Source organism: Klebsiella sp. SWET4, from assembly GCF_024296565.1.
In the GTDB taxonomy this organism is placed as follows: Bacteria; Pseudomonadota; Gammaproteobacteria; order Enterobacterales; family Enterobacteriaceae; genus Klebsiella; species Klebsiella variicola.
In genome coordinates, this window is the sequence record NZ_JANCOB010000002.1 from 176856 (window position 1) to 194327 (window position 17472).

The 17472-nt window shown below is 56.3% G+C and carries 16 protein-coding genes, 1 tRNA gene and 2 pseudogenes; 7 read left to right on the plus strand and 12 right to left on the minus strand.

Translation table 11 applies throughout. The annotated features are described in order from the left end of the window. Positions 1 to 3: 3 nt before the first annotated feature. The 4 genes and pseudogenes from dhaM to NKJ21_RS07665 form a co-directional block, all read right to left on the minus strand. Positions 4 to 1425, minus strand: coding sequence for a dihydroxyacetone kinase phosphoryl donor subunit DhaM (gene dhaM / locus NKJ21_RS07650; protein WP_060619854.1), 1422 nt, complete (start codon positions 1423 to 1425; stop codon positions 4 to 6). A 10-nt stretch (positions 1426 to 1435) separates the two neighbouring features. Continuing rightward, the gene (gene dhaL / locus NKJ21_RS07655; RefSeq protein WP_008806558.1) at positions 1436 to 2068 is read right to left on the minus strand and encodes a dihydroxyacetone kinase subunit DhaL; all 633 of its coding nucleotides are present in this window, start codon (positions 2066 to 2068) and stop codon (positions 1436 to 1438) included. Between the two features lie 10 nt (positions 2069 to 2078). Next, a complete protein-coding gene (dhaK, locus tag NKJ21_RS07660) occupies positions 2079 to 3149 on the minus strand; it encodes a dihydroxyacetone kinase subunit DhaK (protein WP_008806557.1) in 1071 nt (356 codons plus the stop codon). A 155-nt stretch (positions 3150 to 3304) separates the two neighbouring features. After that, a pseudogene (locus NKJ21_RS07665) lies at positions 3305 to 3507 on the minus strand (hypothetical protein). A gap of 251 nt (positions 3508 to 3758) precedes the next feature. Here NKJ21_RS07665 and NKJ21_RS07670 point away from each other — a divergent pair. After that, the gene (locus tag NKJ21_RS07670) at positions 3759 to 4856 is read left to right on the plus strand and encodes a glycerol dehydrogenase (protein ID WP_012967203.1); all 1098 of its coding nucleotides are present in this window, start codon (positions 3759 to 3761) and stop codon (positions 4854 to 4856) included. Between the two features lie 101 nt (positions 4857 to 4957). Beyond that, positions 4958 to 6883, plus strand: coding sequence for a dihydroxyacetone kinase operon transcriptional regulator DhaR (gene dhaR, locus NKJ21_RS07675; protein WP_022065618.1), 1926 nt, complete (start codon positions 4958 to 4960; stop codon positions 6881 to 6883). Here the strand turns inward: dhaR and NKJ21_RS07680 are convergent. The 3 genes and pseudogenes from NKJ21_RS07680 to NKJ21_RS07690 all read right to left on the minus strand — a co-directional run. Continuing rightward, positions 6861 to 6938 (minus strand): annotated as a pseudogene (locus tag NKJ21_RS07680) (cobalamin adenosyltransferase); the annotation flags it as partial. The gene dhaR and the pseudogene NKJ21_RS07680 sit on opposite strands and share 23 nt — an antisense overlap. A gap of 76 nt (positions 6939 to 7014) precedes the next feature. Then, positions 7015 to 7320, minus strand: a complete 306-nt coding sequence (gene hdeB, locus NKJ21_RS07685) for an acid-activated periplasmic chaperone HdeB (protein WP_012540524.1) — start codon at positions 7318 to 7320, stop codon at positions 7015 to 7017. A gap of 26 nt (positions 7321 to 7346) precedes the next feature. Continuing rightward, a complete protein-coding gene (locus tag NKJ21_RS07690; protein ID WP_012967205.1) occupies positions 7347 to 7922 on the minus strand; it encodes an HdeD family acid-resistance protein in 576 nt (191 codons plus the stop codon). A gap of 237 nt (positions 7923 to 8159) precedes the next feature. Between NKJ21_RS07690 and NKJ21_RS07695 the strand changes: the two genes are divergently transcribed. Beyond that, on the plus strand, positions 8160 to 8822 hold the full coding sequence (locus NKJ21_RS07695; protein WP_162493302.1) for a YfdX family protein: 663 nt from the start codon (positions 8160 to 8162) through the stop codon (positions 8820 to 8822). Between the two features lie 90 nt (positions 8823 to 8912). On the opposite strand, the gene NKJ21_RS07700 is transcribed toward NKJ21_RS07695, so the two are convergent. Further along, positions 8913 to 12155 carry an ATP-binding protein gene (locus tag NKJ21_RS07700; protein ID WP_254732824.1) on the minus strand — a complete coding sequence of 1081 codons (3243 nt, stop codon included), beginning with the start codon at positions 12153 to 12155 and terminating at the stop codon, positions 8913 to 8915. 4 nt (positions 12156 to 12159) lie between these two features. Next, positions 12160 to 12774, minus strand: coding sequence for an acid-sensing system DNA-binding response regulator EvgA (gene evgA / locus NKJ21_RS07705; protein WP_040968892.1), 615 nt, complete (start codon positions 12772 to 12774; stop codon positions 12160 to 12162). 300 nt (positions 12775 to 13074) lie between these two features. On the opposite strand from evgA, the gene NKJ21_RS07710 reads away from it, so the two are divergent. Further along, positions 13075 to 13440 carry an HdeA/HdeB family chaperone gene (locus NKJ21_RS07710; RefSeq protein WP_170919901.1) on the plus strand — a complete coding sequence of 122 codons (366 nt, stop codon included), beginning with the start codon at positions 13075 to 13077 and terminating at the stop codon, positions 13438 to 13440. A gap of 68 nt (positions 13441 to 13508) precedes the next feature. Here NKJ21_RS07710 and NKJ21_RS07715 read toward each other — a convergent pair whose 3' ends face one another. After that, positions 13509 to 13781 (minus strand): hypothetical protein, encoded by a 273-nt coding sequence (locus NKJ21_RS07715; RefSeq protein ID WP_032691249.1) that lies wholly within the window; start codon positions 13779 to 13781, stop codon positions 13509 to 13511. A gap of 273 nt (positions 13782 to 14054) precedes the next feature. Further along, on the minus strand, positions 14055 to 14900 hold the full coding sequence (locus tag NKJ21_RS07720) for an MBL fold metallo-hydrolase (protein WP_077269922.1): 846 nt from the start codon (positions 14898 to 14900) through the stop codon (positions 14055 to 14057). 749 nt (positions 14901 to 15649) lie between these two features. Here NKJ21_RS07720 and NKJ21_RS07725 point away from each other — a divergent pair. Together NKJ21_RS07725 and NKJ21_RS07730 are read left to right on the plus strand one after the other, a co-directional pair. After that, the gene (locus NKJ21_RS07725; RefSeq protein WP_008806542.1) at positions 15650 to 15883 is read left to right on the plus strand and encodes a hypothetical protein; all 234 of its coding nucleotides are present in this window, start codon (positions 15650 to 15652) and stop codon (positions 15881 to 15883) included. Between the two features lie 92 nt (positions 15884 to 15975). Then, entirely contained in the window at positions 15976 to 16548 is a 573-nt protein-coding gene (locus NKJ21_RS07730) for a GNAT family N-acetyltransferase (RefSeq protein WP_080928851.1), read from the plus strand. A 159-nt stretch (positions 16549 to 16707) separates the two neighbouring features. Here the strand turns inward: NKJ21_RS07730 and NKJ21_RS07735 are convergent. Next, positions 16708 to 16783: transfer RNA gene (locus tag NKJ21_RS07735), tRNA-Ile, on the minus strand. A 124-nt stretch (positions 16784 to 16907) separates the two neighbouring features. On the opposite strand from NKJ21_RS07735, the gene mug reads away from it, so the two are divergent. After that, complete coding sequence (gene mug / locus NKJ21_RS07740; RefSeq protein WP_008806540.1) at positions 16908 to 17414, plus strand: G/U mismatch-specific DNA glycosylase; 507 nt, start codon at positions 16908 to 16910, stop codon at positions 17412 to 17414. The last annotated feature ends 58 nt before the right edge of the window (positions 17415 to 17472 follow it).

The following is a 17472-nucleotide window of genomic DNA, read 5'->3' on the forward strand; positions in this document are numbered from 1 at the left end:
ATTTTAGTCACGGATAAGGCGTTGGTTACGCATATCGAGCGCGATGGCTTCGCCAGGCTGAATATCCTTCAGCGCCTCGCCCTGCTGGCACAGCCAGACGATCCCCGCGGCGCGGGCGATAATCGCGCCGTGAGCCTGTTCGCTGCCATCGCGCAGGCACAGGCCTTTGACGAGATTGGCATCCAGCTGTAAGACGGTTGAGGGATAAATGTTGTCGGCAATAATAATTGTTGGCTCGCCGGGTGTCGGCACTCTCTCCTGAACGCCCTGCAGATGGCGCAGGGTGCGCTGCAAAATATCTTCGATATCGATATAGCGCGCCTGCAGGTAGGGGTCATCCAGCTGGCGATACTGCTGGCTGAGCTCCATCAACACCTGATGCCATGCCCATTCCGCCGAGCATTGTTCGGTGAGCAGACGATCGTTGGCGGCATCAAACAGATCGTCATCGTCGAGCAGGGTGTGGTGCCCGGCGAAGATCGCCGCGATATCGGCGTGAAATTTATTTTCCGCCAGCTCGGTCAGGGCGATAAGATCCGCCAGCGTCTGGTCAATGGCCTGGCGCAGGCGCTGCTGCTCGCGGGCAGCATCGGCGGCAGCCGGGCGGAGCGGCTGGATCAGGGCCAGCGGATAGCGCAGGGCAACGCCTTCGACGCGCTCGGGCGTTGCCGGAGCCGCTGCCGGTTGCGCCGCAGGCGATTCACCGAAGTTATCGGCGGCCAGCGCCTGAAACGCCGCCAGCGCCGCGTCGGCATCCGGACCGCGGGCCAGCAGGCGCAGTTTATCGTTACGGCGTACCTGCAATAGCGCGATTTGGTTGAGGCTGTCCGGTTTGACGCACTTCCCGTTTTTCTCCAGCAGCAGATCGGCATTAAAACCCGCCAGCGCGGCGACCAGCTTCGACGCCGGACGCACGTGCAGGCCGTTGTGGTTGTTAATAATAACTGAAACCGATTTTGTGTCGCCATCGTCGGCAAGCGTCGGCGCCGGCGCGGCGTCAGAAGTTGGCGAAGGTAAACCCAGCTGAACCCGCTTGGCTTCCAGAGCGCTCATGGCATCGGCGATCACCTTGTCGATCCCGGCGCCGGAGGCGGCGCTGACGGTGGCCGCCAGCGTCCCTTCCACCAGCGGCGCGGCGCACAGCCGCACCTTCGCGGCAATCGCCGGATCGAGCAGATCGAGGGCGGTTTCGGCGCTGAGCAACGCGCTGCCGATATCCATCATCACCAGCACGTGATCGGTATCGGCGACGGATTCGATCGCCTCCATGACTTTTATTGGATCGGTGCCGATCGGGCTGTCGGGATCGTCGATCCCGGCGGCGATCGCCAGCTTGCAGCCATCGTTGATTAACATCTGCCGGGCCAGTTCTCCGACACCTTCGCCCAGCCGGGCGCTATGAGAAACAATAACCAGGTTTACCATCGCGATTTCCTTACTCTTTGGCGGCGGCGGCCAGCATCTGAACCATAAACAGCACCGAGGTTGCGCCGGGATCCTGATGTCCGATGCTGCGCTCGCCGAGATAGCTGGCGCGGCCTTTACGCGCCTGCATGGTGATGGTGGCGTGGGCCGCACGCTCGGCCACTTCGCAGGCGGCATCCAGCGCGGCGGCGATCGACAGGTGCTGCTCGCTGGACTGGCGCAGGGAGTCCGCCACCGGCAGCCAGACGTCGCACATGGTTTTATCCCCTGGCTCCGCTTTGCCGCGGTTGACCACCCCGTCCGCGCCTTCGCGGATCATCAGGTACAGTTCGTCGAGGGTCAGGCTTTGGTGGGCCTGAGTGACCTGCGCGGCGCGAATAAAGAAGGTGCCGAACAGCGGGCCGCTGGCGCCGCCGACGTTGGAGAGCAGCGTCATGCCGGTGTTTTTCAGGATAAAGCCGATGTCTTTATCGGCGATCGACGGCAGCTTTTCGACCACTTTACTAAAGCCGCGGTGCATATTGAGACCGTGGTCGGCGTCGCCGATCTCTTTATCGAGGCCGGTGAGAAAATCGCTCTCTTTGGTGAAAATGTCGCCGCAGCGGTATAGCCAGTCGACGATTTGCGTTCTGTTCAGTGACATGTCGTGCTCCTTAGTTTCCCCAGTTCAGCGCCGGGGTATGAACCGGGGCGTCCCATAGCGCCAGCGTCTCATCATCCACTTTCAGCAGGGTGATGGAGAAGCCAGACATATCCAGCGAGGTGCAGTAGCTGCCGATGAGGTTGCGTTCGATGATGATGCCAGACGCTTCGCAGCGCTGGGCGAGACGGTGATACACGCCGTACAGTTCGGACAGCGGGGTGGCGCCGAGGTTATTGACCAGCGCGATGACCCGGTCGCCGTTTTGCAGCGCGGTTTTGCTCTGCTTCACTTCCTGCCACGCGCCCTTGACGGTATCCCACTGGCGCAGCGTGCGGCTGTAGGCGCCATTCTCCAGCAGGGTATCGAACATCTCATCGACGGTTTGGTCGAGCGAGCTGAAGCGGCGGCGGTCGATACCCGGCTCGCCATGGATGCCGACGCCGAACTCCATCTCGTCATCTTTCAGCGTAAAGGAGGGCTGCCCGGCGGCCGGTACGGTGCAGGCGCCGAGAGCGATACCAATCGAGTGGCCGAGATTGTTCAGGCGGCGGCCCAGTTCAGCGCAGGCTTCCAGCGAGTCGCCGCGCTCGGCGGCGGCGCCGACCAGTTTTTCGATCAACACGGTATTGGCGACGCCGCGGCGACCAGCGGTATAGAGACTGTCTTTCACCGCCACGTCGTCGTCGACCACTACGGTGGTGACTTTAATGCCGCTCTCATGCAGCAGCTCGGTGGCGGTTTCGAAGTTCAGGATGTCGCCGGTGTAGTTTTTGATAATCAGCAGAACGCCTTCGCCGCCGTCAATTTGCATCGCGCATTCGAACATTTTGTCCGGCGTCGGCGAGGTGAAAATTTCCCCCGGGCAGGCGCCAGAGAGCATACCCTGGCCGATATAGCCGCAGTGCATCGGCTCATGTCCGCTGCCGCCGCCGGAGAGCAAGGCCACCTTGCCGGCCACCGGCGCGTCGGTGCGGGTCACATATAGCGGGTCCTGATGCAGGGTCAGCTGCGGATGGGCTTTAGCCAGCCCCTGTAATTGTTCATTCAGTACATCTTCAACACGGTTAATCAGCTTTTTCATTATTCAGTGCTCCGTTGGAGAAGGTTCGATGCGGCCTCTCTGCTGGCGGAGGCGGTCATCGCGTAGGGGTATCGTCTGACGGTGGAGCGTGCCTGGCGATATGATGATTCTGGCTGAGCGGACGAAAAAAAGAATGCCCCGACGATCGGGTTTCATTACGAAACATTGCTTCCTGATTTTGTTTCTTTATGGAACGTTTTTGCCGAGGATACGGTGAAAATGCGAGCTGGCGCGCTTTTTTTCTTCTGTCATAAGCGGCGGTCAGGATGGCTGGCGAAGCGGGTGGGAAAAAATTTTTGCTGATTTTCTGCCGGCTGCGGGAGAAAAAAAGGCCGAAAAGGGGGGATGGTAAGGGCATTATGCGGCAGATGAGCGGATCGGGATCGCAATCCTGACAGAGAACAGGGTTTTTTGTTCCAATATGAAACGTAAAAATTTAAGCTGTGTTTCATATCAGAACAAAAAGGCGAAAGATTTTTTTGTTCCCTGCCGGCCCTACAGTGATCGCACTGCTCCGGTACCGTTCCGTTCAGGCCGCGTTTTCCGGCCGGCGCGGATAACGCCAGGGCTCTTCATGTCTACATGCGCACTTATTTGAGGGTGAAAGGAATGCTAAAAGTTATTCAATCTCCAGCCAAATATCTTCAGGGTCCTGATGCTGCTGTCCTGTTCGGTCAATACGCCAAAAACCTGGCGGAGAGCTTCTTCGTCATCGCCGACGATTTCGTGATGAAGCTGGCGGGAGAGAAAGTGGTGAATGGCCTGCAGAGCCACGATATTCGCTGCCATGCGGAACGGTTTAACGGTGAATGCAGCCATGTGGAAATTAACCGTCTGATGGCGATTTTGCAAAAACAGGGCTGCCGCGGCGTGGTTGGCATCGGCGGCGGTAAAACCCTCGATACCGCGAAGGCGATCGGTTACTACCAGAAGCTGCCGGTGGTGGTGATCCCGACCATCGCCTCGACCGATGCGCCGACCAGCGCGCTGTCGGTGATCTACACCGAAGCGGGCGAGTTTGAAGAGTATCTGATCTATCCGAAAAACCCGGATATGGTGGTGATGGACACGGCGATTATCGCCAAAGCGCCGGTACGCCTGCTGGTCTCCGGCATGGGCGATGCGCTCTCGACCTGGTTCGAGGCCAAGGCCTGCTACGATGCGCGCGCCACCAGCATGGCCGGGGGGCAATCCACCGAGGCGGCGCTGAGCCTCGCCCGCCTGTGCTATGATACGCTGCTGGCGGAGGGCGAAAAGGCCCGTCTGGCGGCACAGGCCGGGGTGGTGACCGAAGCGCTGGAGCGCATCATCGAGGCGAACACCTACCTCAGCGGCATTGGCTTTGAAAGCAGCGGCCTGGCCGCCGCCCACGCGATCCACAACGGCTTCACCATTCTGGAAGAGTGCCACCATCTGTATCACGGTGAGAAAGTGGCCTTCGGTACCCTGGCGCAGCTGGTGCTGCAGAACAGCCCGATGGATGAGATTGAAACGGTGCTGGGCTTCTGCCAGCGCGTCGGCCTGCCGGTGACCCTCGCGCAGATGGGCGTCAAAGAGGGGATCGACGCGAAAATCGCCGCGGTGGCGAAAGCCACCTGCGCGGAAGGGGAGACCATCCACAATATGCCGTTCGCGGTGACCCCGGAGAGTGTGCACGCCGCTATCCTCACCGCCGATCTGTTAGGCCAGCAGTGGCTGGCGCGTTAATTCGCGGTGGCTAAACCGCTGGCGCCGGTCGGCGGTTTTTCTTTCTCCCCTCTGGCAGTGGCTGCCGGAGGGGTTCTCTATGGTAAAACGCGGAAAACAGTATGACTGTTCAGACTCAGGATACCGGGAAGGCGGTCTCTGCCGTCATCGCCCAGTCATGGCATCGCTGCAGCAAGTTTATGCAGCGTGAAACCTGGCAAAAGCCGCACCAGGCCCAGGGCCTGACCTTCGACTCCATCTGTCGGCGTAAAACCGCGCTGCTGACCATCGGTCAGGCGGCGCTGGAGGACGCCTGGGAGTTTATGGACGGTCGCCCCTGCGCGCTGTTTATTCTTGATGAGACCGCCTGCATCCTGAGCCGCTGCGGCGAACCGCAAACGCTGGCCCAGCTGGCTGACCTGGGATTTCGCGACGGCAGCTACTGCGCGGAGAGCATTATCGGCACCTGCGCGCTGTCGCTGGCCGCGATGCAGGGGCAGCCGATCAACACCGCCGGCGATCGGCATTTTAAGCAGGCCCTGCAGCCATGGAGCTTTTGTTCGACGCCGGTGTTTGATAATCACGGGCGGCTATTCGGCTCCATCTCCCTCGGTTGCCTGGTGGAGAATCAATCCAGCGCCGACCTTTCCCTGACGCTGGCCATCGCCCGCGAGGTGGGCAATTCCCTGCTCACCGACAGCCTGCTGGCGGAATCCAACCGCCACCTCAATCAGATGTACGGCCTGCTGGAGAGCATGGACGATGGGGTGATGGCGTGGAACGAACAGGGCGTACTACAGTTTCTCAATGTTCAGGCGGCGAGACTGCTGCATCTTGATGCCCAGGCCAGCCAGGGGAAAAATATCGCCGATCTGGTGACCCTCCCGGCGCTGCTGCGCCGCGCCATCAAACACGCCCGCGGCCTGAATCACGTCGAAGTTACTTTCGAAAGCCAGCATCAGTTTGTCGACGCGGTAATCACCTTAAAACCGATTGTCGAGGCGCAAGGCAACAGCTTTATCCTGCTCCTGCACCCGGTGGAGCAGATGCGGCAGCTAATGACCAGCCAGCTCGGTAAAGTCAGCCACACCTTTGAGCAGATGTCGGCCGACGATCCGGAAACCCGGCGCCTGATCCACTTTGGCCGCCAGGCGGCGCGCGGCGGTTTCCCGGTGCTGCTGTGCGGTGAAGAGGGGGTCGGGAAAGAATTGCTGAGCCAGGCCATCCACAATGAAAGCGAGCGGGCGGGCGGCCCCTACATCGCCGTCAACTGCCAGCTGTATGCCGACAGCGTGCTGGGCCAGGACTTTATGGGCAGCGCCCCCACTGATGATGAGAATGGCCGCCTGAGCCGGCTTGAGCTGGCCAACGGCGGCACCCTGTTTCTGGAAAAGATTGAGTATCTGGCGCCGGAGCTGCAGTCGGCTCTGCTGCAGGTCATTAAGCAGGGAGTGCTCACCCGCCTTGACGCCCGGCGCCTGATCCCGGTGGATGTGAAGGTGATCGCCACCACCACCGTCGATCTGGCCAACCTGGTGGAGCAGAACCGCTTTAGCCGCCAGCTGTACTATGCGCTGCACTCGTTCGAGATCGTCATCCCGCCGCTGCGCGCCCGACGCAACAGTATTCCGTCGCTGGTGCATAACCGGTTGAAGAGCCTGGAGAAGCGTTTCTCTTCGCGACTGAAAGTGGACGATGACGCGCTGGCGCAGCTGGTGGCCTACTCGTGGCCGGGGAATGATTTTGAGCTCAACAGCGTCATTGAGAATATCGCCATCAGCAGCGACAACGGCCACATTCGCCTGAGTAATCTGCCGGAATATCTCTTTTCCGAGCGGCCGGGCGGGGATAGCGCGTCATCGCTGCTGCCGGCCAGCCTGACCTTTAGCGCCATCGAAAAGGAAGCTATTATTCACGCCGCCCGAGTGACCAGCGGGCGGGTGCAGGAGATGTCGCAGCTGCTCAATATCGGCCGCACTACCCTGTGGCGCAAAATGAAGCAGTACGATATTGACGCCAGCCAGTTCAAGCGCAAGCATCAGGCCTAGTCTCCTCGATACGCGCCATGGAGAACAGGGCATCCGACAGGCGATTGCTGTAGCGTAGCGGTATCGATAAGTGAGACGGGTCCGGCGGGTAACGAGGTTAACTTTCCCCGGCAGGACGCCGGGGAGCAGGGTTATTTTTTGATGACCGCGCTGAGATCGCCGAGTTTAGCGGCGGGGTTCTTGTGGCACTGCTGCAACATTTTTGGCACCGAGACGGTCTCGACTTCATGCCAGTCGACATAGTCGCCGCCGCTGAAGTCGGTGTTGCGATTCACGACCCAGAAGGCCACGGGGGTCATGCTTTTCGGGTTCATATCCATAAACTCCTGACAGGTCATATTCTGCGGTGTGGTTTCCTGAACCGCGAACGCCGGGCTGGTCATCAGACAGAATGTGGTGGCCGCCGCGGTCAACACGAGTGCTTTAGGTAAATTCATTTTCTTCTCCAGTGATAAAATATGGCTTAAGCCTGGGCGTGCTTCATCTTATTGCGCAGGACCAGAAAGCCGATGGCGCTAAATATCATTTCAACGCCGATAAATGCGGTGATAAATAACCAGCTTTGCTGCGGATTCATGGCCAGCCACAGACAGGCGATAAGTAAATCCAGCAGGCCAATAAAAATATTCCAGCCAGCGCCGCTTTGTTTTCGGGTTTTACATCCGCTGACGATGCGGGAAATACCGCCGAGAACAAATAAAAAGCCAAATAAAATGGCCAGACTGCTCATACCGTTGAGGGGATTGACGACAAAGCTCAGGCCGAGCACGATCCAGGCGATGGCGAAGATCAGCGCCACCAGGCGTGATTTCCAGTGCTGCTGGCGGAAGACAATCAAGCTGTACAGTGAATAGAAGCCACAGATCATCAACAACATGCCGGTTACCACGGCGAGATACCAACCGGCGACCAACGGCCAGGCCAGGCAACAGGCCCCGCAGATAAACAGCAGGGCGGCCATCATGCCGGCATGCCGTTTATATCGTAAGAAGATGCGTGGACTAAACGCATTTAAAGTGTAATGGCTAAACATAAACATAATTGCTCCGCAGATCCCGGTAGGCGGCCTGGTGCTGAAATAAACGTATGGTTTATTCCGCGGGCCAAAAAAAATGTCTGAGAAAAATAGTAGGCCGCGGTATCGCCAGGCGTAAATAAGAGCGCCGAGGTCACTTTATACGCCTGGTCTGACAGCTGTCAGACCAGGCCCGCAATATCGCTTCCGGGCTCTGATTCTCAATAACCACGATATTTTTTAAGCTGGCTGCGTTTGGTGATGCTTACCGATTTTAATCAGGAGTTAACAATGAAAAAAGTCATTCTGGCGAGCCTGCTGGCAACCATGATGGGTACCTCTCCGGTGTGGGCGGCAGACAGCGCGACGGCAGCGCCAACCGCGGCAGCCACGGCGCAGGTACAGAAAGAAGCTGCCGATGTGCTGCAGGTGGCGGTGCAGGGCGCGAACGCGATGCGCGACGTCCAGTTCGCCCGTCTGGCGCTGTTCCACGGCCAGCCGGAGAGCGCCAAAAAACTGACAGACGACGCCGCCGCGCTGCTGGCCGCCGATGACGCCAGCTGGGCGAAGTTCGTGAAAACTGACGCCACAGCAAAAATGATCGCCGATCGCTATGTGGTGATCAACGCGACCGTCGCCCTGTCTGAAGACTACGTGGCCACACCGGAAAAAGAGAGTGCCATTAAATCTGCCAACGAAAAGCTGGCGAAAGGTGACCAGAAAGGGGCTATTGATACCCTGCGTCTGGCCGGCATCGGCGTGATCGAGAACCAGTATCTGATGCCGCTCAACCAGACCCGTAAAGCGGTGGCGCAGGCGCAAAAACTGCTGAAAGCCGGGAAGTATTACGAAGCGAATCTGGTGCTGAAGGGCGCTGAAGAGGGCATTGTGGTGGATAGCGAGATGCTGGTGGCAGGCAACTGATCCTCGTTCCACCCTGATAGAGCGCAGAGGAAGAAACTGACATGGATGTCCCCTTAACGCTCGGGCAGGCGGACTGCCCGAGCGGAACGGCTAGCGGCCGATCAGGGCGTTGATTTCGCCGTCGATCTCGCGCATGACGCCGGTGATGTGCTGTACCACCTCCAGACAGCTTGCCGGCGTCAGCGAATCAGGTCGCTTAGCCTCAAAAGGGGCGCACAATTGTTGTAGCGCAGTAATCCCCAGAATTTGTGCTGAACCGTGCAGACGGTGCAGCGCTCGCAGAAAGGTCTGCGGTTCATGCCGGGCGATAGCCTGTCCGGCGGCCTGCAAATCTGTGGCCGACGCATCGCGGAACGTCTCCAGTATTTCAGTCATCAGCGCCTGGTCTCCCCCCGTATTTTCGGTCAGCACGCTGAGCTTCAGGTGCCGGGTGACGTTAGGTGATGCGCGGCCCCCCGCTAAACGGCTGAGCTCATGGCTCAGCGTCTGAACCGACACCGGCTTAAACAGACACATATTCATGCCGCTGGCCAGACACGCCTCCCGTGACTGCGGCAGCGCGCTGGCGGTCACGCCCCAAATGACCAGGCCCGGATAGCGACGGCGTAACGAGGCCGCCAGCGCCAGACCATCTTTCCTGGGCATATTGAGGTCCGTGATCAGCAGATCGTAATGCTTGCTGGCGAGCTTATTCTCCGCCTCTTCACCGTCGCAGGCTTCATCGACGCTATAGCCGATGGTGCTGAGCTGGCGTTTAAGCAGCAGCCGGTTGGTGGGGTGGTCGTCCGCTATCAATATCGCCAGCCCGGGCAGGGCCTGCGGCCTGGTGGGCAATGCCTGCGGCGCATGAAGCGCGCAGTGACTCGCCTTGACCGGCAGGGTGATGGTGAAAGTTGTCCCCACCCCCGGGTGACTGACCATCTCCAGTCGACCCTGCATCAGCGCAACCAGCTCTTTGCAAATGACCAGCCCCAGTCCGGAGCCGGTCTGCTGGCGCCCCTGGCGCGCCTGAGCATAGCGGTGGAAGAGAGTAGCCTGCTCTGCTTCACTGATCCCGCAGCCGCTGTCGCTGACGATGAGCGTCAGCTCCCCCTGCGTCTCATCCGCTTGCACCAGCCGGCAACTGACCTGAATCGCACCCTCGGCGGTAAACTTCAGCGCATTGCCGATGAGATTATTGAGGATTTGCCGTAGCGCCTGCGGGTCGAGCCACAGCATGATCCCTTCCTGCAGCGCGTTATGGTGGTGCAGAACGATGCCCTTTTGCTGCGCCAGCGCGTCGAAGGTGTGGCATTGCTGCGACACTAACTGTGCGACATCGCTCCACTGCGGGGTAATCTGGTATTTTCCCGATTCAATCTTGTCGATATCAAGAATATTGCCGATAAGTCCCAGCAGGGTTTGCGCCGTCGACCCCGCCAGCTCGATCGCCTCTTTACGCTGGCCGACGTTCAGCTCCGGTTTCGCCAGCAGCTCCAGAAAGCCGACGATGGCGCTCACCGGCGTGCGCAGCTCGTGGCTCATGCTGGCCAGAAAGCGACTCTTGGCTTTTGTCGCCTGAATCGCTTTGTCTTTTTCGCGCTCCAGCGCACAGGAGAGCGCCTCCTTCTGCGCCAGCTCGTCTTCCAGCCGCTGTTGGGAGTCTTTGCGTTTGCGCACTTCCCGGCACAGGGAGAGTCCCCAGCCGAGGCTGATGGCGATCAGCACCAGCGCAAAGGCGATCAGCTGGTAAAACTGTCGACTGTACTGGCTCCAGTTCTCTATTTGCTGGCTGGAGATTTTCGACCACTTCTCGGTCATCTGCAGAATATCCCGCGGCGGAATCGCCTGCAGCGCTTTGCCAAGAATGGCGGCCAGCACCGGTTCATCGCGCGGGATGGCCAGCCGAATGGCGGCGACCGGGAGTCCGTCGATGCGGGTGTAGTGCAGGCCCTGCGGATAGTAGTGATCGATCATATAGCGGGCGGAGAGTTCCGAGGCCACGGCGGCATCCACTTCGCCTTCTTCCACCATCTTCATGGCGATACCAACGTTATCTGTCTCCACCCAGTTGACCTGTGGAAAGCGCGTTTTCAGGTCGTGGGCGGCAATCGGCCCCACCGGCAGGGCGATCCGCGCCGATCGCGTCAGCAGATGCGGGTCGGGCGCGCTGCCGCGAGCAACCAGCACAAAGGCCACGTTAATGAGCGGATCGCTGAGGGTGACGTAGGCCTGCGGCTGCGAATTGAGGGTGGCGGCGGGCATGATCGCCCAGTCCTCTTTTTCCATGCGCTTTGCCAGATCGTGGCGATTGCGCACCAGGATGGGTTCAAACTGTAGTCCGGTCTGCAGTGAGAAAATATTCAGCATATCGGCCATGATGCCGCGCAGCTCATCTTCGTCATCCACCAGGGTAAACGGCGGAAAGTAGGGGTTGACCAGCAGGCGGACGCGACGATGCTTCTGCAGCCAGCGCTGCTCCTCGGCGCTAAAGGGGAGGGGGGTATTGAGAAACGACAGATCGCCGCGGTTGAGCCAGTTTTGCATGATCCGCATCGCGGTATCGCTGTCGATGGCATGAATGAAACGATCGAGGATCTGGTGTAACTCCGGCCGATCGTCGCGGGTGACGAAGCGGTTGTGTTGCTCCTGCTGACGAAAATAGTGCGCAATGACCAGCGATTGCGAGAAATACTTCGAGATACAGTGGCCAGTGGTGATGTTGTTGCCGATAAAGTACTGATTCTCGCCGCTGACCACCGAGGCGAGGGCCTGATAATCGCTATCGTAAAGGGTGATTTTGGCGTTGGGAAACGCCTGCTGAATAATATCGAAAAAGGCGCATTCGCGGGTGCAGGCCAGCGTAACGCGGCGGTCAGTGGTCAGCGTCGGCAGGGGGGATTTCAGCGAGGTCACCAGCGCCGGCCAGGTTTTGATCAGCGGCGCGGTTCGTACCAGGCCCGCGGCGAGCGCATCCCGGTGAGCTACCTGAGTGAGCAGGGTATCGACCTGCCGGTCGTCCAGGGCGGCCAGCGCCTGCTGCTCGGTGTCATACTGGCGGATAATCACCTTCAGTCCGAGGCTGTGCTTCATCAGTGCCAGATAGTCGGCGTTGATGCCCTGATAACTTTTCTCGTCGCCGTCATAGACGATGGGTGTCATTTCGGGAAGCCAGGTGCCGATGGTCAACGTCGGTTGTCCGGCCAGCCAGGCTTTCTCCTTAACGCTAAGCGGGATATCGATCGCCGCGATATGAGAATGGCTCTTCAACTCCAGCTGCTTCATGGCAAACACCGCGGGGGAGAGGCTCAGCGTCAGCCCGACAACGACGGATAAAATAAGACGAACCACCATGCCATCACCCTATTTTATTGCGTTGCGCAAAGTCATAAAGCTCAAGCAGGGAGCCGCAGCCTAATTTATCCATCAGACGGACCTTATAGGTACTTACCGTTTTATTGCTGATATTCATTTTGCTGCCGATGGTGGTGTAGTCGACGCCACAGAGGATATAGCGGAAAACCTTCATCTCCTGCGTTGACAGCGTATCCAGCCGGTCCTGATCGGTGATGCCGTGGGTGCAGAAGCGCTCCAGTGAAAAAGGGAAATAGCTGTAGCCATTATTGGCCGCGTCGATCGCGGCGAGGATATTATTCATTCCCTCTTTTTTACTCACAAAACCATTGGCCCCGCAGTCGGCGCTGCGTTTGCCATAGAACCGTTCATTCTTCGCGGAAATGACGATAATTTTTCCCCGGTAGCGGCGTTTGCGCAGCTGCTCCAGAACGTCGATGCCGCTGAGCTCCGGAATATCGACATCGACAATCAGCAGGTCAGGCTGCATGCTTTCTGCGGTCTGCACCGCATGGGCGCCGCTGTCGAGTTCTGCCGCGACGGTAATGCCGTTGGTGTCGAGAAGGTTGCGAATGGCGATACGTGCCAATGGATGATCGTCAATGATTATCGCATTCATGGGGGCGTAAATCCTGATATGAAAAAAGAAGGGCGATGCCTGGTGCAGGTGCGGCGGAGGTTATTTTTATCGGTGCCGGAATAAGGCGCAATTGTAACACAAATCGTTTTCGGCCGGGAAAATATTGTGGATGAGTGCTTGTCGAATATATTTGCATATCTGGATGACAGCTGTAGGAACAGGCGTTCACTGACTTCAGCGCTGTCTGCTGTTAAAAAAAATGCAAACGATTAATCTGCTCTTTTTAAGGTGAGTAGCCCGGAATTCCCTCCGGCAACAGCTGGCAGGTAAATAATAACAATGGCAAAAGAAAAGCGCGCCCTCTGGCGAAAATGGGATTGGAAACGTCTGATGGCAGGAATAATCGTTCTGGCAATAAGTAGCGCCGCGGCGGGAAAGAATATCGCACCCGATGAGGTACGGACTCGCGATATGATGCGCTGTCAGGATTATCTGCAACTGGACCCGCGCACCTGGACGCCGATGGTGATCTGGTTGATGAACGATCCTTTTTCTCTGCAGCCGCCGGAGTGGACCGACTTTCATGAAGCCGAGCTGGTGCTGACGCCGATCCTCACCGAAATCTGCCGCCAGGAGCCAGAGGCCTGGCTGACTTCGCTGCGTGAACGGCTCAATTCTTATCAGCAGGTGCGGTCGCTGAATTAAGCGACCGCGGTAAAGCGGCAGGAAAAGTGACTAAGTGTGCAGTCAGCGGCCTTCTCCTGCGCAAAGGCTCAGCAGCGGCCCGCTTTCTTCGACAGGGCGTCGCAGGTTTTGCTCGCTGGCGTCGGGTTGCTGCCGGCACAGATGGCATCCGAGACGGTACTGCCGCCGCCCAGTGGGATCAGCCCGTAAAGTTTCGGCTCGGCGGCTTTTGTCACATAGCATCGATGGCTGGTTTTGCCGATGGTGGCCACAAAATTGGTTTTCACATCCTGCTGCTTCGCATCGGAAATTGTCACCTGTGAAGCATCGACATTAAAAGCAAAGGCGGCGGCCTCTTTCATTTCACTTTCCGTCGCCATTGGCGGTTTAGCTACGCAACCCATTAATAAAAGTGCCAGACAGGTACTGACTGATATATCCCGTATTTTCATCATTTCATCCTTTTTGTGAGTCAACGGGTTATATATAAGAGGGGCGAGAGGGGAGTATTGATTTTGATCAGCTGGCGTAGGCTATGATAATTTTTCAGATATTGACCTGAATTTTAACGAGCCTGGTTGCTGCTGCTGCTGCTGCCGTTTGCTCTCCCGCATGCCGGCAGCCTTCTTTTGCATTCATTTCCCGGCGGCAGAAAAATCTAGTTTTAGCCCAACGCCGACCTCGTTGATTTTGATAAAACGCGCCAGGCTAATCTTAGCCGCAAGATCGGTACAATGGCATGGATAGAGGGAATCTGGGGATAATGCTTTAAGATAATCTCCTGTCTGTGTGAGGCGATCTTCATCGGCATCTTGCAGATGGAATCCGCCAATGACCGACACAATGTGATTTTCTCCGGTAACCTGTTTGGCATATTCGATAATGTTAGCTATTCCCGCGTGAGAGCAGCCTGTGACGACCACCAGCCCCTCTTCTGTCTTTATTGCCAGCGCAGAATCATCCATAACGTAATCATCAGTGATTTCGCCGTTATCATCCACCGTTTGGCCTACCGGTGTCAGCATCTCGAATTTATTGTCCCTTGGTATTTGACCAAGGAAGATGATGTTTTCAGTGAGTGTATAAGGTTTTTTGCTGCAAATTTTGTCGAAGAAGAGATCATTTTGATCGAATCTGTAGTTGATCCCTATAGATTTTGCATCAAAATACTTTGGGTTTAATGCATCTGGATGGCAAACCAAGTTTATCTTTTTCTCAGGCGTGAAATTTAGGCGATCATAATGTTGGGTTAAATGATTGAGGCCCCAGGTATGATCGTTATGCCCATGCGATAAAACGATACTATCGATAGTAGTTAAATCAATTTGCAACGTTTGCGCATTCTGCAAAAAAACATCCGAATATCCGGTATCGAAAAGGATTTTTTGTCCATCATGCTCAATCAGATAGGATACACCAGGCTCACCGACAAGATACCTGTCAATTAATGTATTATTATCAACCAGAACCGTTAATTGCATCAGCAAATCCTCGATGTTGCGCCAACAATATGAAAAGGAAACTCTTTCTATTATGGACCGGTGTTATGCCACATTCATTGCGGATAAGCAATTCACCAACATTTGGCTTGCAGGTTAATGCTGACTAGCCACCTGCAGGAAAAAGAATGGGCACAGCTAAAAAATTCGCAAAGCCCGCTTCTTGCTTGAGTTAGCCATTAATGCAGACGCGGCAACTATCGTGTCAATGGCAGCGGTGGCAGGGCAATCACTGTCTTTCATTCCTGACAACTTAACCTGTCTATGAGTATGCCGGTATTACGCCACGCCCTCGTGGTAGACCGAATGAACGCGACCGTCAGGTCGGGCCGTTCGACATCCACGATCCTGAGGGCTGCAGGGATGTGAATGCGCAGTCGCCCACATTGCTGACCTGACTTGATAAACGTCGTATTCAGTAGCATTGCTAATATTGATATATCTTATTTCTATTTGTTATTAATGAATCATTGACAGTATTTAGCTGAGCTGATTCAGCTTTGTCCCGGCAGGATAGAATTTTGTAAAAATTATGTAGTTAAAATTTAAAGGATTGTAATCAGCTCGCAAGGTAGAAAGATCGTCTGGATTTTATCCGCTATCTTGAAGGGGTTAATAAATCTGCGTTATAAATCAACCGCACTATTTAGAATGAAATGGAAATATCTGAATGCGTTATTCAGATAAATAGTGAAACAAATTTTATTATACTGGTAGCTTCAGGACAGGGTATGTTTATGAAGAATGGAATTATTCTATCAATCGCCGATCGTATCAAAGACGCGCTTCCCATACCAACAGACGAATTCAGGAAAAGGCTTGAAGAGGACTGTTATGTAATATGGAAACTACCGCAATTTTATATCCGGCAAATCACCCAGTCCTCCATCATTCCCGCCTGTACTGATTATATTGAAGCAAAAAATGCAGAGGTACATGGCGCTTATGGTTCTGCCCGCCATTAAAACCAATGGTGGAATCATTCGCAAAGTTCTGTTTGTCACCGTCGGTGCGATGATGGTGACGCTTTCAGTAAAATATTTTACATGAGTATGAAATGGCAATGGTCAATGAAAATATCGTCATTCGTCTGGCGCAAGACGTAGACATCCCTGAGGTGAAACAACTGCTGGAGCGCTATCACGCTAAAAATCTTGCAGGCGAGCAGCGGGCGAATGGATTTGTCACCACCGATATGACGCAGCAGCAATTAAGCGAACTGAGTTCAGCCGAAAGTGGTGTGGTGATCGCTGTTGATCGTTCATGTGACAAGGTTATTGGCCTGTTGCTCGGCGGATCGTGGGAATTTCTCAGCCCCTGGCCCATGTTTAAATATATGGCAAGTATTCTCAACGAATATCGCTACCAGGGGAAAAAACTGGATGCGGCTAGCTCATATCAGTATGGTCCCATCTGCGTCGCAGAAGAGTATCGTGGTCGGGGCGTGGGCGAGTTGCTGCTTGAGTATCAGCGCAAGGTGTTCGCCCCGCGTTATCCCGTCATCGTTACTTTCGTCAATGTACTGAACCCGCGCTCGTATGCGTTTCATACCCGCAACCAGTTCGAAGACATCGGTTTCTTTTACTTCAATGGCAATAAGTACCACATGATGGCATTACCAACCTCCTGAGCGTTGGGCTGAAACAGTGCGGTATACCCGGCGGGCGTCTTCGGCGCCTACCGGCATAAGCGCAGGTCCAGGTTAAGCCGGTGATTTGCCGAGCGCTGTTCTCTTCAGGGAAGGCTGAAAAGGAAAAGGGCCTACGTTTGCACGTAAGCCCTTGATATCTGGTGGCCCCTGTTGGGTTTGAACCAACGACCAAGCGATTATGAGTCGCCTGCTCTAACCACTGAGCTAAGGGGCCGTGGCGAGGGATTATAAAGTAACTGACGGTTGCAATCCAGCGTAAAGCGCGCAGCTGCTGTTTTTATAAACAATGCATTTTCAATCCTTTATAATCATGTTTTAGCCATACAGCCGGAGAAAACATGATTAGCGATATCCTTGCGCCGGGCCTGCGCGTTGTCTTTTGCGGTATCAACCCGGGGAAGTCCTCCGCCCATACCGGCTTTCATTTTGCCCATCCTGGCAATCGCTTCTGGAAGGTCATCCATCAGGCCGGGTTCACCGATCGGCAGCTCAGGCCGGAAGAGGAACTGCAGCTGCTGGATACGCGCTGCGGCATCACCATGCTGGTAGAGCGACCGACGGTGCAGGCCAGCGAGGTCGCCCTGCAGGAGTTGCGCAGCGGTGGCCGTGAGCTGGTGAGGAAGATTGAGGAGTATCAGCCGCAGGCGCTGGCGGTGCTCGGCAAGCAGGCCTTCGAGCTCGCCTTTAACCAGCGCGGCGCGAAGTGGGGGAAACAGCCTATGACCATCGGGACGACCCAGGTGTGGGTGCTGCCCAATCCCAGCGGCTTAAACCGGGCGACGCTCGATAAGCTGGTGGCGGCCTATCGTGAACTGGATGATGCCCTGGCGACCCGCGGCCAGTAGCGGAGAGAGGCGACTGTCCCCGGATGGCCACCTGAACGCCATAAAAAAAGCTCCCCGC

Excerpts from the sequence above, each read along its gene's own strand:
- dhaM (WP_060619854.1), bottom strand. The coding sequence starts at position 1,425 with ATGGTAAACCTGGTTATTGTTTCTCATAGCGCCCGGCTGGGCGAAGGT.
- dhaL (WP_008806558.1), bottom strand. The coding sequence starts at position 2,068 with ATGTCACTGAACAGAACGCAAATCGTCGACTGGCTATACCGCTGCGGC.
- dhaK (WP_008806557.1), bottom strand. The coding sequence starts at position 3,149 with ATGAAAAAGCTGATTAACCGTGTTGAAGATGTACTGAATGAACAATTA.
- NKJ21_RS07670 (WP_012967203.1), top strand. The coding sequence starts at position 3,759 with ATGCTAAAAGTTATTCAATCTCCAGCCAAATATCTTCAGGGTCCTGAT.
- dhaR (WP_022065618.1), top strand. The coding sequence starts at position 4,958 with ATGACTGTTCAGACTCAGGATACCGGGAAGGCGGTCTCTGCCGTCATC.
- hdeB (WP_012540524.1), bottom strand. The coding sequence starts at position 7,320 with ATGAATTTACCTAAAGCACTCGTGTTGACCGCGGCGGCCACCACATTC.
- NKJ21_RS07690 (WP_012967205.1), bottom strand. The coding sequence starts at position 7,922 with ATGTTTATGTTTAGCCATTACACTTTAAATGCGTTTAGTCCACGCATC.
- NKJ21_RS07695 (WP_162493302.1), top strand. The coding sequence starts at position 8,160 with ATGCTTACCGATTTTAATCAGGAGTTAACAATGAAAAAAGTCATTCTG.
- NKJ21_RS07700 (WP_254732824.1), bottom strand. The coding sequence starts at position 12,155 with ATGGTGGTTCGTCTTATTTTATCCGTCGTTGTCGGGCTGACGCTGAGC.
- evgA (WP_040968892.1), bottom strand. The coding sequence starts at position 12,774 with ATGAATGCGATAATCATTGACGATCATCCATTGGCACGTATCGCCATT.
- NKJ21_RS07710 (WP_170919901.1), top strand. The coding sequence starts at position 13,075 with ATGGCAAAAGAAAAGCGCGCCCTCTGGCGAAAATGGGATTGGAAACGT.
- NKJ21_RS07715 (WP_032691249.1), bottom strand. The coding sequence starts at position 13,781 with ATGAAAGAGGCCGCCGCCTTTGCTTTTAATGTCGATGCTTCACAGGTG.
- NKJ21_RS07720 (WP_077269922.1), bottom strand. The coding sequence starts at position 14,900 with ATGCAATTAACGGTTCTGGTTGATAATAATACATTAATTGACAGGTAT.
- NKJ21_RS07725 (WP_008806542.1), top strand. The coding sequence starts at position 15,650 with ATGTTTATGAAGAATGGAATTATTCTATCAATCGCCGATCGTATCAAA.
- NKJ21_RS07730 (WP_080928851.1), top strand. The coding sequence starts at position 15,976 with ATGGCAATGGTCAATGAAAATATCGTCATTCGTCTGGCGCAAGACGTA.
- mug (WP_008806540.1), top strand. The coding sequence starts at position 16,908 with ATGATTAGCGATATCCTTGCGCCGGGCCTGCGCGTTGTCTTTTGCGGT.